Consider the following 16,455-nt stretch of genomic DNA (forward strand, 5'->3'; position numbering starts at 1 on the left):
AAACTTGGATTCACAACAGTTATTAGATTTCGCGCTAGACAAAGTAGATGATATGAAAGCGCGTGATATTGTTAAGCTCGACGTTCGCGAAACTTCTTCAATCACCGATTACTTAGTGATCTGTACAGGCACCTCAAAACGCCATGTACAATCGATTGCCGATCATGTCGCAAAAGAAGCACGTCATGCTGGAGAAACACCAATTGGCCAAGAAGGTCAAGACGTTGGTGAGTGGGTATTGGTTGATTTGGGCGACGTTGTTGTTCACGTAATGCAAGACCAAACCCGTGATTTTTATGACCTAGAAAAGCTGTGGGGCTAATGTGAAGATCCAACTCATTGCAGTAGGTACCAAAATGCCGAAGTGGGTTGAAACTGGCTTCACCGAATATCAAAGACGCTTTCCCAAAGATATGCCACTGGAGTTAATTGAAATTAGCGCTGGCAAGCGGGGGAAAAACGCAGATATTAAACGCATTTTGCAACAAGAAGGTGAAAAAACCTTAGCCGCTATTCCAAAAGGCAATCGCATCGTAACCTTAGAAGTGACTGGCAAGCCATGGGATACACACCAACTTGCGAGCAATATGGAAAAGTGGCAGTTGGACGGTCGCGATGTTAGCTTACTGATTGGCGGCCCTGAAGGGCTTGCTCCAGAATGTATTGCTGCAGCTGAACAAAAATGGTCATTATCAAACTTAACCCTACCCCACCCTTTGGTGCGTATTGTGGTTGCCGAGAGCTTGTATCGCGGCTGGAGTTTAAATAACAATCATCCTTACCACAGAGAATAATAATGATAAAAAAACGGCCGACGATTAGGGATCATTCTGCCGAGGCTAACCTCTTTGCGAGGCGGGCCTTTGTCGGCTTTGTTTTTGTCGTTATTATTGTTGGGATCTTGTTTCACAATGTCTACAAGCTTCAGGTGACTGAGCACGAGACCTATCGCACCCGCTCCAACGATAACCGTATTAAAGTCATTCCGGTCGCCCCTAATCGTGGTCTGATTTACGACCGCAATGGTGTCTTGCTCGCCGAAAACCGCCCTGTTTACAACCTTGAAGTGATCCCAGAAGATGTCGAAGATCTCGAAGCATCATTAGCTTCTGTACGTCAACTCATCGAAATTTCTGAGCAAGAAGTAGAAGATTTCAAAAAGGAAATCAAGCATAACCGTCGCTTCAAAAGCCAGGTATTAAAGGGTCGTCTGAATGAAGAAGAAGTTGCGATCCTTTCGGTTAACCAACACCGTTTGCCAGGCTTTAGTGTTGAAGCACGATTGTCCCGTTATTATCCTTATGGCGATACCCTCACACACGCCCTTGGCTATGTCGCAAAGCTCAATAAAGAGGAACTCTTTGACCTCGAACTAGCTGGCAAAGACACGAACTATCGTGCCACCCATGATATCGGTAAGCTCGGCGTCGAGAAGTTTTATGAAGAACAGCTACACGGTATTGTGGGCTCTCGCCGCGTCGAGGTGAATAATCGCGGCCGTATCATTCGCACGCTAAGCATGGAAACGCCACAACCAGGTAAAGACTTGGTGCTAACGCTTGATATCGGCTTGCAACAAATCGTCCAACATGTGCTAAAAGACACCCGAGGCGCGATCATCGTTATGGATCCACGCGACGGCGGAATTTTAGCGCTCTATTCTAACCCAAGTTACGACCCGAATCTGTTCGTTCACGGGATCAGCGGCAAAGATTACCGAGCCTTACTCAACCCAGACAGACCACTTATCAACCGTGCAACTCAAGGCCGCTATGCACCGGCTTCCACAGTGAAACCTCATCTCGCTGTGCTTGCGCTGGAAGAAGGTGTTGTCACCGAAACAACCAAAATTTGGGATCCCGGTTTTTTTCAAATTCCCAATGTAAAACATAAATGGCGTGACTGGCGTCCTTGGGGTCATGAGCATGTTGATGTGTATAAGGCTATTGAACAGTCTTGTGATACCTATTTTTACGAAACCGCATATAAACTCGGCATAACCAAAATTAGCGACTTTATGAACCAGTTTGGCTTTGGTGAGCTTTCGGGTATCGATATTCATGAAGAAACCTCCGCCATTTTGCCATCCGTTGAATGGAAAAGAGAACGTTTTAAAGAGTCGTGGTACCCCGGAGATACGATTTCTGTTGGGATAGGACAAGGCTACTGGACTGCCACGCCAATGCAAATAGCGAACTCGCTGAGCATTTTGGTCAATAAAGGTATACACCGCCAGCCCCACTTAGTACAAATTTCTAAGCAAGACACTGAAGTGGAGCAACTATTTACGGAAGAAAAACCACCCGTTGTGTTGAAAAATCCTTATCACTGGGACATTGCATTAAAAGCCATGCACAACACGGTAAAAATAGGTACCGCAAAAAGCGCATTTAAGGGCGTGACCTATGACCACGCAGGTAAAACAGGTACCGCACAAGTTGTCAGCATTGCTCAGGGCGAAAGATACGATGCCAAAAAGCTAAAAGAAAAACACAGAGACAATGGTATCTACGTAGGTTTTGCACCTTTTGATGACCCTCAAATTGTTATCACTGTGGTTGTCGAAAACCAAGGTGGAGGTAGTGCTATCGCAGCGCCAATGGCACGACAAGTGATGGATTATTACTTTTCAGCCTACCCGCTTGAGAAGGAGCAACAGCAATGAGCCCACTGAATAAGCCGCGTTCGCTATTTGAAAAAGTTCATATCGACCTACCGTTATTTGCAGCCTTGATCACTATGATGATTGGTAGTCTCGCGATTGTTTATAGTGCTAGTGGACAAGATATGGGCATGATGATGCGCCACGGCACACGCATGTTTGGTGCATTAGTTGCCATGCTATTTATGGCGCAGTTTTCTCCCAATACACTTAAGCGTGTGGCAATTCCGGTTTACCTCTTAGGTCTTGGCATGCTCGTCGCTGTGCTGTTTTTTGGAGTCAGTAGTAAAGGGGCTCAGCGCTGGCTCGACTTAGGTGTTACCCGCTTTCAACCTTCTGAAATAATGAAGCTAGCAGTACCCATGACAGTCGCGTGGTTTATTGGCCGCTCTCACTTACCTCCTAGTATTTTGAATTTAACAATCGGCTTTGTGATTGTGTTAGTGCCAACTATCCTGATCAAAGAGCAACCCGACTTGGGTACTTCTATCTTAATCGCCAGCTCTGGTATTTTTGCGCTCTTTTTAGCTGGGTTAAGTTGGCGTTTAATCGGCTCTGGTTTGTTACTCGCGGTCCCTGGTGGCTATGCGTTTTGGCATTACGGAATGCATGCCTATCAAAAGCAGCGTGTACTAACCTTTTTAGATCCAGAAAGCGACCCGCTGGGCTCTGGTTACCATATTATCCAATCGAAAATTGCGATAGGTTCCGGTGGCGTTGAAGGCAAAGGCTGGCTGCATGGAACGCAATCTCAATTAGAATTTTTACCCGAGCGCCATACCGACTTTATCTTCTCGGTGCTGAGCGAAGAATTTGGCTTGTTGGGTGTCACTATTTTACTCAGCTTGTATCTTTTTATAATTGGTCGTGGATTGTATATCGCAGTGCAAGCACAAGACGCTTTCAGTAAACTGCTTGCGGGAGCACTGACGTTGACCTTCTTTGTCTATGTCTTTGTAAATATCGGAATGGTTTCTGGTCTTTTGCCAGTAGTAGGTGTACCACTGCCCCTAATTAGCTATGGTGGCACGTCGATGGTGACCTTAATGGCCGGTTTTGGCATTATTATGGCAATCGCAACAGATAAGAGGATGTTGTTAAAATAATGACTGTTCGTATTACCCTAATTTCAAAACTGGTTTTAGTATTGGCCCTATTAAGCGTGCTCAGCGCTTGTGGTAGCCGTTATCATATTCGTCATGATAAAGCGCCACTGCGCGAACCTACCGAACTGGAAATGCAAGATGCCATTGTCACCAACGAGAAAAAGAGCGTGAGTGCCAATCGCCCTTACACAGTTCTTGGGAAACGTTACACACCAATCTCAGACGAACATGGGTATCAACAACAAGGCATTGCCTCGTGGTATGGCCGTAAATTCCACGGCTACCACACCTCCAATGGTGAAATTTTTAATATGTTCGATATGACAGCGGCACATAAAACGCTGCCACTCCCTAGCTTTGCTAAAGTAACAAACTTAGACAACGGACGCTCTGCCATCGTTAGGATTAACGACCGAGGTCCATTCCACGACGATAGATTAATCGACCTATCTTACGCTGCCGCCTATAAGCTAGGCTATCACCTTCAGGGTACAGCGCGCGTTAAGGTCGAAGCCATTACTCTATCGCGCGAGTCTCCAAGGCTAACCTATGTACAAGTTGCTGCTGGCAGTAAACTTGAGAACATACAGTTATTAGCAGGTCAGTTAAAACAAGAACTGGGGTTAGGTACACCCATCACGTTTGAAAACAACCTGTACAAGCTTAGAGTCGGCCCAATTACCGACGACAATCAAGCACAGTCTTTACTAAAAACCTTACAACAAGGTCAATTTAGTCGTGCTTTCTTGCTTTACAGTGAGCAGGAACTTTAGAATAACCGCAATGAATGCCGATAAACAAAAAAGCGAGCATAATGACTTCTATCAAACCAAAAATCGTTAAAAAAGTCCTTGGACTGGTGTGCACTTTCTCTATTATGAGTGCCAGTGCACAAATTATTCCTTCGCCGCCGCAGATTAATGCGAAAGGCTATTTCCTTGTTGATTTCACAACTGGAAAGGTGATTGCAGAAGGTGAAGCCGATACTAAGCTAGCGCCAGCAAGTTTAACCAAAATGATGACCAGTTATGTTATTGGTACTGAAATCGCGGCAGGTAACATTAGTCCATCAGATCAAGTCACCATTAGCGAAAAAGCGTGGGCTAAGAATTTTCCTGGTTCATCGGTGATGTTTATCGAGGTGGGTAAGCAGGTCAGTGTTGATGACTTAAACCACGGGATCATTATTCAGTCAGGCAATGATGCTTGTGTTGCAATGGCCGAGCACATTGCTGGTAGTGAAAGTGCGTTTGCTGATCTGATGAATGCACATGCTGAAAAGCTGGGAATGACTAATACTCACTTCATCAATAGCCATGGTTTAGATACAGATGAGCATTACACCACTCCAAGAGACATGGCGACTCTAGGGGCAGCGCTTATTCGTGATGTACCTGATGAATACGCTTTATACAAGAAAAAATCTTTTTCATACAACGGCATAAAGCAATATAACCGTAACTCACTACTTTGGGATGCAAGCCTTGAAGTGGACGGCATTAAAACCGGCCATACTTCAGATGCCGGCTACAGCCTTGTTACTTCAGCGATTAAAGATGATATGCGTCTTGTTGCAGTAGTCATGGGCACAGAGAGTGAGCGAGCGCGTAAAGTTGAAAGCAAAAAGTTGCTTAACTACGGCTTCCGTTTCTTTGAAACCATTACTCCTTACCAAGCTGGTGACGCTTTTGCCGATCAGCGCGTATGGATGGGTAACAAAGAAACCGTATCGCTTGGCATTATGGAAGACACGCCAATTACTATCCCACGTGGTCAAAGCAAGAACTTAAAGGCTAACTTTGAGCTAGATAAGACACTCGAAGCGCCGCTAGCAAAAGGCACTAAAGTTGGTACTTTATTCTTACAGCTTGAAGGTGAAGACGTAGCACAATACCCGCTGGTTACGCTTGAAGAGATCCAAGAAGGTGGATTCTTTAGCAAGATCTACGACTACCTACGTTTACAGATCTCGCAATAACCCCATTTTATGTAAGTGAACGCCTCATCATGAGGCGTTTTTTTTTGCGTCAAAAATGATAGAATGCGGCCAATAAATGACGACCTTGGCAGCTCCTGGCTTGAAAGAGCATCTAAGTGGCCAAATAAGGGCGTCAGCAAGTAGTTCGTTGTGAGGATACCGTCGTGGTAAAACCAGTTAAAAATACTAAGTTTGATGAATACTTAGAATTTCCTTGCCCATTTACATTCAAGATTATGGGCCTTGCAAATGTCGATTTGACGGATCAGATCCTAGCTAAACTGCAGGTTATTGCACCGGGTGATTATGCACCAAAGGTTAAACCAAGCAGCAAAGGCACCTATGAAGCCGTATCTCTTGTCGTTACCGTAACCAGCAAAGAGCATATCGAGCAGATTTATACCGAGATCGGTGGCATCGAAGACGTCCGTTACATCCTGTAGTTGGTAAGGACCCCTAGTTATGGAATCTCGTAAGTTAATTGTGCGCCAACTTGGCCTTTGTAGTTACGAGCCAATTTGGCACAAAATGCAATCTTTTACCGATGAACGTGATGACACCACTGCGGATGAAATCTGGCTGGTGGAACATGAACCTGTTTTTACACAAGGTCAAGCAGGTAAAGAAGAGCATGTATTGGCGCCGGGCGACATTCCCGTCGTAAAAGTGGATCGCGGTGGTCAAGTTACCTACCACGGTCCTGGGCAACAAATGCTTTATGTACTGCTCAACTTACGACGATTGAAAATAGGGGTACGTGAACTTGTCACTTGGCTAGAGGAAAGCATTATCGACTCCCTAAAAGAATATGGGATAGAGGCTTATGCTAAAGCCGATGCACCAGGTGTATACGTCAACGATAGCAAGATAGCATCTCTTGGACTTAGAGTCCGCCGTGGCTGCTCGTTTCATGGTCTCGCACTCAACGTTAATATGGACCTTGGTCCATTTTTACGAATAAACCCTTGTGGTTATGCGGGCATGAATATGGTGCAAAGTAGCGAAATTAATGGACCTCAAACCGTCGCTGATGCGGGGGCTGGTCTGGTAAAACACATGCTAAAACGCATTAATGCTGAGCATGTCGAATACACTGAAGGGTTTGAAAACGTATGAGTAAACCAGTCAAAATGGAGCCAGGGGTAAAGCTCCGCGATGCTGAAAAAATGGCATTGATCCCAGTTAAAGTCATGCCAACAGAACGCGAAGAAATGCTGAGAAAACCTGAGTGGTTAAAGATCCGTTTGCCAAAATCAAGTGAACGTATCGATGGCATTAAACAAGCAATGCGAAAGCACGGCTTGCACTCTGTTTGTGAAGAAGCGTCTTGCCCTAACCTTTCTGAGTGCTTTAATCACGGTACAGCAACCTTTATGATTTTAGGTGCAATTTGTACTCGCCGCTGTCCATTCTGCGATGTGGCCCACGGTCGTCCATTAAAACCTGACGCCCAAGAGCCGGAAAAGCTTGCACTTACCATCAAAGACATGAAGTTAAGCTACGTTGTTATTACCTCTGTTGACCGTGATGATTTGCGCGACGGTGGTGCGCAGCACTTTGCCGACTGTATTCGTGAGATCCGTAAGCACAACCCAGGTATTACAATCGAAATTCTTGTGCCTGATTTCCGTGGTCGTATGGATAGAGCTTTAGAGATCTTAAGTGAAACACCACCAGATGTATTCAACCACAACCTTGAAACTGCACCGAGACTTTACAAGCTAGCGCGTCCAGGCGCCGATTATAAGTGGTCGCTCGAATTACTACGCCGCTTTAAAGAAGCGCATCCAGAAGTAAGAACTAAATCAGGCCTGATGGTTGGACTAGGCGAAGAAATCTCTGAAATTGAAGAAGTCTTAAGAGACTTGCGCGAGCATAACGTAGATATGCTTACCGTAGGCCAGTATCTGCAACCTTCAAAGCACCACTTGCCAGTCAAGCGCTACGTGCCACCGGTTGAGTTTGATGGGCTAAAAGAATATGCCGACGAAATAGGCTTTAGCCACGCAGCTTGCGGACCATTTGTACGCTCTAGCTACCATGCAGATCAGCAAGCCGCCGGTAAAGAAGTAAAATAGCTTCTGCTCCGAACTTAAGTTCAAGTAACACGGATATTGCTCCTAGTCGTAAATAGGAGCAATTTCCGCTCTCCCCTCTACGCATTCATGTAAATTCAATGTAAAATAGCCAAAATTCCCTTAATTTACACCCTTGTCTAGCCAGAGAGTTATAGTGGTAACAAGGCTTTAATTATCCCCAGCTCAGGTTACTTAGAATAATAATATGGAATACGGACCAATCAGCTTTTACGCTATTTTTATTGCCGTTGTGGTGCTTGGAGGCAGCTTAGGCGGGCTCTTACAAGCGATGCGTTCAACGTCGTCATATAAGTTTCGCAAACCTAAGTTTAAGAGTGCGAATAGCGCTGCCCCAGAGTATTGGGACTTAGGTGGATTCGGTGTCATTCTAGCCGGTGTGATCTCAGCATTTATGGCAATCGGTGTGCTCACCATGGCGGGCGCTGCTGACTTCAGCCCAGTCAGTAAGTATGCATTTAAATCATATCAAAATGGGGAGCACGACTCCCACCATCAAAACAATGATGAGATACTCATTCCCGTGGCGATGTTTTCATCTGCGCATAACGATAATGCCGTTGAGATCAACCGTATTATCAAAGTGGTCGTAGAGCACAATTTGAAGCGGGAAAATGACTCAATTACCGGTTCTGATAAAGCATTTTGGACTTGGATTAAAATCTTTTCATTCTCTATTTTAAGCGGTTTTGGTGGTGTAGGACTCGTTTCTAGCGCCTACAAACGCTATGTTGGCGAAGATGAATTCAATGACATCCAACAAAAGGTGAAAGAAGAGTATGAAATAGCACGTAAGAATACCGTAGAAATCGCACTCCAACGCGCTAGGGAATTGATTGCAAACACACAATACGATGAAGCAATTAAGGTTTGTGATGACATTCTTACCAACATTCATCCAAACCATGCAAGAGCAATTGGCATAAAAGCCAGAGCACTCAGCCGAGATGGTAAGCTCGCAGAAGCCATCAAGCTGCTAGAAAGCGCACTTTCCATCTCAGATATGAGTGAGTCCGTCAGAGCTCGTATGCATTGGAATATAGCCTGTTACCAGACTCGTATAGATTTTAGCGAAGGCTTACCTGAGGAGCTAGATTGTATGGTCCGGACGCTGGGTGAAATCCGCAGCCATTTGGAACGTGCAATTGCGCTTGATGAGCATTTAAGATTGAAGCTACCCGACGGTGAAAGTGACCTTATTGTGCTAAAGTCGCTCAGTGCGAGAGGTCAAGATTGGTTTGACAATTTAGTACGAGCGCAATAAACTCTTAGGTAAGTTAGCTTGATACGGTGCATTTTCATGAGAGATGAAGACTTTATATAAAAGTTAAAGGTACAAGCACAAACTCACTGGATGAAAATACCAGTGAGTAGAATAAGCCGCATATTGATATGCGGCTTTTTTGTTTTTAACGCATAAATTTTATACGCGAATTGGTATTAGCAGCAAAACGGTTTCATTTCCTCGCTATTCGTTATATCTTGCCTCACCAGATAATAATAATCAGGGGCAAAACGTGCTTAAGAATAAAACTTTGGGCAGCATGCTGATTGTAGCAGGTACTACAATTGGCGCGGGTATGCTCGCCCTCCCTATTGCATCAGCAGGACTCGGCTTTTCTACCGCTATCGCATTATTAGCAATCACATGGTTGTTAATGACCTATACCGCTTTGCTTATGTTGGAAGTACATCAATACGCAGATCAAGACGCAACGCTAAATACACTGGCGAAAAACTTGCTCGGTAAAACGGGCCAATATGTCGCTAACTTTTCTATGGTATTTTTATTCTATGCACTGTGCGCAGCTTACATCGCGGGAGGTGGAGCACAACTTCAAAGCAAACTGGTTAGTGTACTAGGTGATGGGATCACTCCCCAACTCGGTTCAGTATTGCTTGCTGTTATCATAGCAACCATAGTGACATTAGGCACAAGTACTGTCGACAAGCTTAACCAGTTACTATTTACCATTAAAGTTATCGTGCTCGCGAGTTTATTTTTTATCCTGACTCCCTATGTTCATGGCCAACATCTTATCGATATGCCAGTGGAGCAAGGACTTGTTATTGCGGCAATTCCTGTAATTTTCACTTCATTTGGGTTTCATGGATCAATCCCATCAATCGTTAAGTACGTGGGCGTAGATATCCGCCAATTACGTAAAGTAATGATGTTTGGTGCTTCCCTCCCGCTTATCATCTATGTATTTTGGCAACTACTAAGCCAAGGTGTTATGGGTCAAGAGAGCTTAATGGCAAGTGAGGGACTGCCGGGTTTTGTCACCAGTATTTCGTCTATCGCACACAACGACAACGTACAATTATTTGTGACGGTTTTTGCAGATCTTGCTCTGGCGACTTCATTCTTAGGTGTTAGTCTCGGCTTATTCGACTTTTTTGCTGATGCCTTTAAAAAGCAAGATACTAAGAAAGACCGTATAAAAACGGCGTTCATTACCTTTTTACCACCGCTTGGCTTTGCCCTCTTTTATCCAAAGGGCTTTATTATGGCACTGGGGTATGCAGCGATTGCGCTCGTGGTGTTAGCGGTATTTCTACCAGTTGCTATGGTATGGAAACAGAGAAAAGTTAGAGGTAATGATGGATATCAGGTTAAAGGTGGTACGCTTGGACTAGGACTTGCCGCCATTTTTGGTGTGATGATCATCACCTCTCAGCTAATGCAAATGGCTGGCCTTATTCCTAGTTTAGGGTAATAGCAACAGCAAATTAATCTGAGCCTTGGGTAAGGCATTAATTATCCGAGGCTCAGATTAACTAGTAGTTTCTGCTAGACTATTTTCCCTAGCCAGTCTCGCTTCTTTTCTATCTTGCATTACTTTCCAAAAGGTAAACACTGGCACAAATGCTAAACACAGAGTAGCCACATTAACCATAGGAATAATTGTAGGGTACAGGTAAGTTGAATAAGAGAGATCCATAAAATGTCTGTCGACAAGTCTAAAAAACTGTAACAGCGGAGCTGGAATAATGATTATTTGGGCAAGAATACTTTGCCAAAGATACATCTTATCTTTAACAGCCCAGTAAGCAATAATTGCCATGAAGACAATGTCTGAAAGGGCCCAATAGATATACCGATAAACTTTATCAGGATCAGCCGCCCTAATATAATCAGAATTCAGAATTCCCAAGACATAAAACAACGCAATTAGAGTTGCATATCTTAACGCTTTTATATCACGAACTGCGAGACATAAAATAACCGCGATAAAAGATACCCAAACGCTATGCTCAAAAAAGAAGAGCCTAACAGGCTCCCACGCGGACCACATAATTAATTACTTTGTTACACTTGGCTTTTTTTCAGCTTCATCATCGCCGCCAGAGCCGTTATCACCTGGTAATCTATAATTTTTAATGTTCATCATTTTATCCTTATCGAGAGTTTGTAGAGCAGCTAGAACTTTAGCGAATTCCCTGTAATTTGGCAATAAACTGTAATTAATTTTGCCTCACTTCAATAGGGTCTGACTCTTTAGGTTTACCCTGTAAAATTGAGATTTCAACACGTCTATTGCGGCGTCTATCAGCATCGCTGTCATTGGGAACAAGTGGTCTGGTGTCTGCGTGACCAACCACGACCATTCTATTCTTATCAAAACCACGGACGCGCTCCATCACAGTCGCAACAGCGACCGCTCTCGTCGCCGATAAATCCCAGTTATTAGAGTAAAGTTCGTTAGTGACTCTAAAATCGTCTGTGTGACCCGAGACAGTAATTTCACCGGGTACATCTTTGAGTAGTTCTGCAATTTCGGCAATCACTGGTTCAAATTTAGGTTGTAAAAACGCACTACCTGCTGGGAAAGAACCATTCTCTTGGATACGAATAATGATTTGCTGCCCTAGAGACTCAAGCTCAATCGCACCATCCATTATTTGCTTTTCTAGCTGCTGCGCAATCTTTTTAACAAGCTCATTAACTTGTTCTTGATCTGCGGATGCGATTGCTTGCGTTGACGCCATTTCCTGAGCTGTACTGGCTGACTCACCACCACGCTTATTGCCCCGCTGCTCTTGCCGACCACCCGCAGACGATTCATCACCGGCCTGAAATTCAAGCATCTGTTGCGTCATTTCTACGGTTTGCTGTTGGATAGTTTCAATTGGTGTTGGCTCTGGCTTACCAGGAGTAAATTCCATCGCGATAACACTGGTACCTTTTGGGATATCCTTTACTTCTATTTTGTTTTGCACACCAAAAGCAAACTTCATCGACCCGGCAATTTGCTTAAACTTCAGCACGTCCATTTCAGAAAATGCCAGTAGCAGTACAAAGAAGCACATCAGTAATGACATCAGATCAGCAAATGTCCCCATCCAGGCGGGAAGACCTGGAGGAGGACATTTACATTCTTTCTCATCTGACATGGTTATTCCTCAGCCTCAGCGCCACGTTTAGATTCAGGCAAATAATTTTTCAAAATGCCTTCAATAACTTTCGGGTTTTGGCCATCCTGAATACCTAAGACAGCATCTAAGATGAGCCGCTGATTTCGCTCTTCTTCATCTTTACGAAGCTCAAGCTTAACCTGAATAGGGATCGCAACCACGTTAGCTAAAAACGCACCATACAAAGTTGTTAAAAGTGCAACAGCCATAGCAGGTCCAATTGCTTTTGGGTCGTCCATGTTAGACAACATAGCTACCAAGCCGATGAGTGTTCCGATCATCCCCATCGCAGGCGCAATATCCGCGAGGGATTTAAATAAACCCGCGCCTAGTTCATGTCTTGAAGACGTTAGGGAAATGTCTTTTTGCAGTGTGGCACGTACAACATCAGCGTCATGGCCGTCGACTAACATATCAACGCCTTTACGCATAAATTGGTTGGGAATTTCAGCTTCTTCTAACGCTAAGAAACCACCTTTACGCGCAGAATCAGCAAGCTCAACGGCTTTTTCAATCAGCTCTTCAGGGGTTTCAATCTTAAACATGAAGGCCTTGCCGGCCACTTTACCAATGCCGAAAAATTGTCCAAGCGTAAAGTTAGACAATACGATAAAAATTGAACCACCAAATACGATAACGACGGAAGGCGTGTTATAGAACATAGCGATCTGGCCATCACTACTCAGTACCATCGACATTACAATCAAACCTATGGCACCCAGGATCCCTATTACCGTTGCTAAATCCACATGTCCTCCGAGGGAAGTTATTTGTGATAAATCACGCAGTTATTATTGTTTGAGTTATCGGCAAGTTTCTCTACAACTTAACACTATTATATTAAAAAGTGTTTAAAATGCGAGTTTATAGCAGATCTTGTAATGCCGATACTCCGTCAGATCAAAAAGTCTCTGGTTTTTTTGACCTTGGCGCGCAATCCCCCTAAAATTGCCACACTTTTACTTTACGGGTCAGTGTGACATATGGCAGTAAAAAAACCTGATAATTTGAGCTTTGAAGAGGCCATGCAAGAGTTGGAACAAATCGTTGCAGACATGGAAAACGGTAGCTTACCTCTGGATCAAGCACTTAAACAATTTGAGCGTGGGATAAAGCTCGCAAAAGCTTCAAACCAAAAACTTCAGCAAGCTGAGCAGCAGGTCGCTATTTTAATGGGCGAAGATGAGCAAGCGCAATTACAGCCATTTGAAAACGAAGCCTAATGTCAGCAAAATTACAAGAAAAACTCCTGTCAGCTAAGACTCGTGTAGAAACCACCGTTTTACACTATTTTGATAATGTGATTGATACTGAAGAAAATATCAAATCCGCAACGCGCTACAGTATAGAAAATGGTGGTAAACGCTTGCGACCATTCTTGGTGTACTGCACTGGTGAATTGTTTGGTGCGGCTTCAGGAGACTTAGACAAGGCCGCTGCTGCAATAGAGTGTGTTCATAGCTATTCGTTGGTGCACGATGATTTACCCGCGATGGATGATGATGAACTTAGGCGCGGCCGTCCAACTTGTCACATCCAATTTGACGAGGCGACTGCTATTTTGGCTGGTGACGCTCTGCAAACGCTGGCTTTTGAGCTGTTAAGTGAGCATCAATTCGCAGTAAACCACCATGCACAAATAAAAATGATTTCCGCGCTAGCTAAAGCATCAGGTCTACAAGGCATGGTTGGTGGCCAAGCACTTGATATAGCGGCTACTGATCGTTCGATTACCATAGACGAACTTGAACGTATTCATAAGCTAAAAACAGGTGCACTGCTAAGCTGTGCTGTGGAGCTTGGGATCTTATGCGGCAACCCAGAGCAAGTTACCGAGCAAGCATGTAATGCAATACGCACTTATGGTCGTGCAATAGGCCTTGCATTCCAAGTCAGAGATGACATTCTTGATGTAGAAGGTGACACGGCGGTGCTTGGTAAGCCACAAGGTTCTGACATAGAACATAATAAGTCTACCTACCCTGCATTGTTAGGCTTAGAACAAGCAAAAGAAAAAGCCGAACAGTTGATAGATGAAGCACTGGATGCGCTTACGAAAATAGATGGTGACACAGAAATACTTGCAGATTTAGCAAAATACATCATAGATCGAGAATATTAAGCTGACGTATAAAATAACTACGCCAAGCTAAGAAAATATTCACAAGTACTTTGTAAATACTGGCTAACATAATATTATGACCAGTTGGTGACGAATTTTAATAATTATGAAGTGAGCTGCGCGAGTAAGTACTCAGCAAAGACTCACTAGGACTCTGATAAATACCATGAAACTTGATAGTAGCAAGTATCCTTTACTCGCGTTAATTGACGACCCAAGTCAACTTCGTCAATTACCCCAGCATAAGTTATCTGCGTTAAGTGATGAATTACGAGAGTATTTGCTAAACTCAGTCTCTCAAAGCAGCGGTCACTTAGCTTCAGGTCTTGGCACGGTCGAACTGACCGTTGCATTGCATTACGTCTACAACACACCACAGGATAGATTGGTGTGGGACGTAGGTCATCAGGCTTATCCCCATAAGATCCTAACAGGCCGCCGTGACCAGATGCATACTATTCGCCAGAAAGATGGGCTACACCCTTTCCCATATCGAGAGGAAAGCCAATACGATACCTTTAGTGTTGGTCACTCAAGCACCTCAATTTCTGCAGCGCTCGCAATGGCTATTGCCGCTGAAAGAGAGGCAATAGGCCGTAAAACTGTTGCTATTATTGGTGATGGCGCAATGACTGCTGGTATGGCGTTTGAAGCCATGAACCACGCGGGAGATGTTAATCCGGACATGCTCGTGATCTTGAATGACAACGAAATGTCTATCTCGGAAAACGTTGGCGCACTTACAAACCATTTCGCTAAGATCCTCTCTGGTAGCTTCTATACCAATATTCGTGAAGGCAGCAAAAAGCTGTTAGCTGGTGTGCCACCAGTTAAAGAACTTGCTGGCAGAATGGAAGAACATTTAAAAGGGATGATAATCCCAGGCACTTTCTTTGAAGAGCTTGGCTTTAACTATATTGGCCCAATTGATGGACATGATGTTGGCACCCTAGTTGATACGCTGCGTAATATGCGTAACCTTAAGGGGCCACAGTTATTGCATGTTAAAACGCAAAAAGGGAAAGGCTATAAGCCTGCAGAGGCGGATCCTATTGGCTACCATGGCGTACCAAAGTTTGATCCAACCGTGCACAGCTTACCCAAATCAAAACCCAGCGCACCGACCTTTTCAAAAGTATTTGGTGACTGGCTCTGTGATATGGCCGCACAAGATAATAAGCTGATGGCTATTACACCTGCAATGCGTGAAGGTTCTGGTATGGTGCGCTTCTCTAAAGAGTACCCGACTCAGTATTTTGATGTTGCGATTGCTGAGCAACATGCTGTTACGCTTGGTGCTGGCTTTGCCTGTGAGGGCTTGAATCCTATTGTCGCTATTTATTCAAGCTTTTTACAACGTGCTTATGACCAATTAATTCATGATGTTGCACTACAAAATCTGCCAGTACTTTTTGCTATTGACCGCGCAGGTGTCGTTGGTGCCGATGGTGAAACACACCAAGGGGCTTATGATCTAAGCTTTTTGCGCTGCATTCCTAATATGGTGATCATGGCACCAAGCGACCTCAATGAATGTCGTCAAATGCTCTATACCGGTCACCGCCTAGATAGGCCAGCTGCGGTAAGATACCCTAGGGGCAGTGCGGGAAGCGCAGAGATTAGTGCAGAAATGAGCGAACTGGAAATTGGTAAGGGCAAGGTAGTAAGAGAAGGTGAAAAGCTGGCTATTTTAAGCTTTGGTACATTGCTTGAAAACGCTCAAACCGTTGCCGCAGAGCTAAATGCTACACTAGTTGATATGCGCTTTGTAAAACCTTTAGATACCGCACTTATCGAAGAGTTAGTGGTAACTCACGAGCGCTTTGTAACACTTGAAGACAACGCGATTGCTGGTGGTGCAGGTTCAGCTGTGAGCGAATATCTATTAGCCCAAGGCCATCTAAAGCCAATCAAACTACTCGGCCTACCTGATGAGTTTATTAAGCATGGTTCACAAACTGAGATCCACGCCGAACTGGGTTTAAACAGCGAAGGAATAAGTCAGCAAATTAAGGCCTGGCTAAATCCATAGTCTTGACTTTGAGCTGTTCTAAAAAAGGCTTCCATTTGGA

Annotated in this window: 17 protein-coding genes; 14 read left to right on the forward strand and 3 right to left on the reverse strand. The window is 44.3% G+C overall.

Annotated features, from left to right (window positions below):
• Window positions 1–4: 4 nt before the first annotated feature.
• The 11 genes from rsfS (at window position 5) to A587_RS0102915 (ending at window position 10,562) form a co-directional block, all read left to right on the forward strand.
• Window positions 5–322 carry a ribosome silencing factor gene (rsfS, locus tag A587_RS0102865; RefSeq protein ID WP_010372036.1) on the forward strand — a complete coding sequence of 106 codons (318 nt, stop codon included), beginning with the start codon at window positions 5–7 and terminating at the stop codon, window positions 320–322.
• A 1-nt stretch (window position 323) separates the two neighbouring features.
• Complete coding sequence (gene rlmH, locus A587_RS0102870) at window positions 324–794, forward strand: 23S rRNA (pseudouridine(1915)-N(3))-methyltransferase RlmH (RefSeq protein WP_010372039.1); 471 nt, start codon at window positions 324–326, stop codon at window positions 792–794.
• Between the two features lie 2 nt (window positions 795–796).
• Entirely contained in the window at window positions 797–2,665 is a 1,869-nt protein-coding gene (mrdA, locus tag A587_RS0102875) for a penicillin-binding protein 2 (protein ID WP_017216355.1), read from the forward strand.
• Window positions 2,662–3,768 carry a rod shape-determining protein RodA gene (gene rodA / locus A587_RS0102880; RefSeq protein ID WP_017216356.1) on the forward strand — a complete coding sequence of 369 codons (1,107 nt, stop codon included), beginning with the start codon at window positions 2,662–2,664 and terminating at the stop codon, window positions 3,766–3,768. The genes mrdA and rodA overlap by 4 nt, the downstream gene beginning before the upstream one ends.
• On the forward strand, window positions 3,768–4,541 hold the full coding sequence (locus A587_RS0102885; protein WP_010372048.1) for a septal ring lytic transglycosylase RlpA family protein: 774 nt from the start codon (window positions 3,768–3,770) through the stop codon (window positions 4,539–4,541). The genes rodA and A587_RS0102885 overlap by 1 nt, the downstream gene beginning before the upstream one ends.
• Before the next feature lie 41 nt (window positions 4,542–4,582).
• A complete protein-coding gene (locus A587_RS0102890; protein ID WP_017216357.1) occupies window positions 4,583–5,746 on the forward strand; it encodes a serine hydrolase in 1,164 nt (387 codons plus the stop codon).
• 164 nt (window positions 5,747–5,910) lie between these two features.
• The gene (gene ybeD / locus A587_RS0102895; RefSeq protein WP_010372058.1) at window positions 5,911–6,189 is read left to right on the forward strand and encodes a DUF493 family protein YbeD; all 279 of its coding nucleotides are present in this window, start codon (window positions 5,911–5,913) and stop codon (window positions 6,187–6,189) included.
• A gap of 19 nt (window positions 6,190–6,208) precedes the next feature.
• Window positions 6,209–6,862, forward strand: coding sequence for a lipoyl(octanoyl) transferase LipB (gene lipB, locus A587_RS0102900; RefSeq protein ID WP_010372061.1), 654 nt, complete (start codon window positions 6,209–6,211; stop codon window positions 6,860–6,862).
• The gene (gene lipA, locus A587_RS0102905) at window positions 6,859–7,824 is read left to right on the forward strand and encodes a lipoyl synthase (protein WP_017216358.1); all 966 of its coding nucleotides are present in this window, start codon (window positions 6,859–6,861) and stop codon (window positions 7,822–7,824) included. Before lipB ends, lipA begins: the two co-directional genes overlap by 4 nt.
• A 205-nt stretch (window positions 7,825–8,029) precedes the next feature.
• Entirely contained in the window at window positions 8,030–9,106 is a 1,077-nt protein-coding gene (locus A587_RS0102910) for a tetratricopeptide repeat protein (RefSeq protein WP_017216359.1), read from the forward strand.
• A 253-nt stretch (window positions 9,107–9,359) separates the two neighbouring features.
• Window positions 9,360–10,562 carry an aromatic amino acid transport family protein gene (locus tag A587_RS0102915; RefSeq protein ID WP_026000864.1) on the forward strand — a complete coding sequence of 401 codons (1,203 nt, stop codon included), beginning with the start codon at window positions 9,360–9,362 and terminating at the stop codon, window positions 10,560–10,562.
• Between the two features lie 57 nt (window positions 10,563–10,619).
• On the opposite strand, the gene A587_RS0102920 is transcribed toward A587_RS0102915, so the two are convergent.
• The 3 genes from A587_RS0102920 to pomA all read right to left on the reverse strand — a co-directional run bounded on the left by A587_RS0102920 (window position 10,620) and on the right by pomA (window position 13,010).
• On the reverse strand, window positions 10,620–11,141 hold the full coding sequence (locus A587_RS0102920) for a hypothetical protein (RefSeq protein ID WP_017216361.1): 522 nt from the start codon (window positions 11,139–11,141) through the stop codon (window positions 10,620–10,622).
• A 169-nt stretch (window positions 11,142–11,310) separates the two neighbouring features.
• Window positions 11,311–12,240, reverse strand: coding sequence for a flagellar motor protein MotB (locus A587_RS0102930; RefSeq protein ID WP_017216362.1), 930 nt, complete (start codon window positions 12,238–12,240; stop codon window positions 11,311–11,313).
• A 2-nt stretch (window positions 12,241–12,242) separates the two neighbouring features.
• A complete protein-coding gene (pomA, locus tag A587_RS0102935; protein WP_017216363.1) occupies window positions 12,243–13,010 on the reverse strand; it encodes a flagellar motor protein PomA in 768 nt (255 codons plus the stop codon).
• Between the two features lie 234 nt (window positions 13,011–13,244).
• On the opposite strand from pomA, the gene xseB reads away from it, so the two are divergent.
• The 3 genes from xseB (at window position 13,245) to dxs (ending at window position 16,415) form a co-directional block, all read left to right on the forward strand.
• A complete protein-coding gene (gene xseB / locus A587_RS0102940; protein WP_010372081.1) occupies window positions 13,245–13,484 on the forward strand; it encodes an exodeoxyribonuclease VII small subunit in 240 nt (79 codons plus the stop codon).
• Window positions 13,484–14,383, forward strand: coding sequence for a (2E,6E)-farnesyl diphosphate synthase (gene ispA / locus A587_RS0102945; RefSeq protein WP_017216364.1), 900 nt, complete (start codon window positions 13,484–13,486; stop codon window positions 14,381–14,383). Before xseB ends, ispA begins: the two co-directional genes overlap by 1 nt.
• A 166-nt stretch (window positions 14,384–14,549) precedes the next feature.
• Window positions 14,550–16,415, forward strand: a complete 1,866-nt coding sequence (dxs, locus tag A587_RS0102950) for a 1-deoxy-D-xylulose-5-phosphate synthase (RefSeq protein ID WP_017216365.1) — start codon at window positions 14,550–14,552, stop codon at window positions 16,413–16,415.
• The last annotated feature ends 40 nt before the right edge of the window (window positions 16,416–16,455 follow it).

The organism is Pseudoalteromonas sp. NJ631 (assembly GCF_000276645.1).
Taxonomy (GTDB): Bacteria; Pseudomonadota; Gammaproteobacteria; order Enterobacterales; family Alteromonadaceae; genus Pseudoalteromonas; species Pseudoalteromonas piscicida.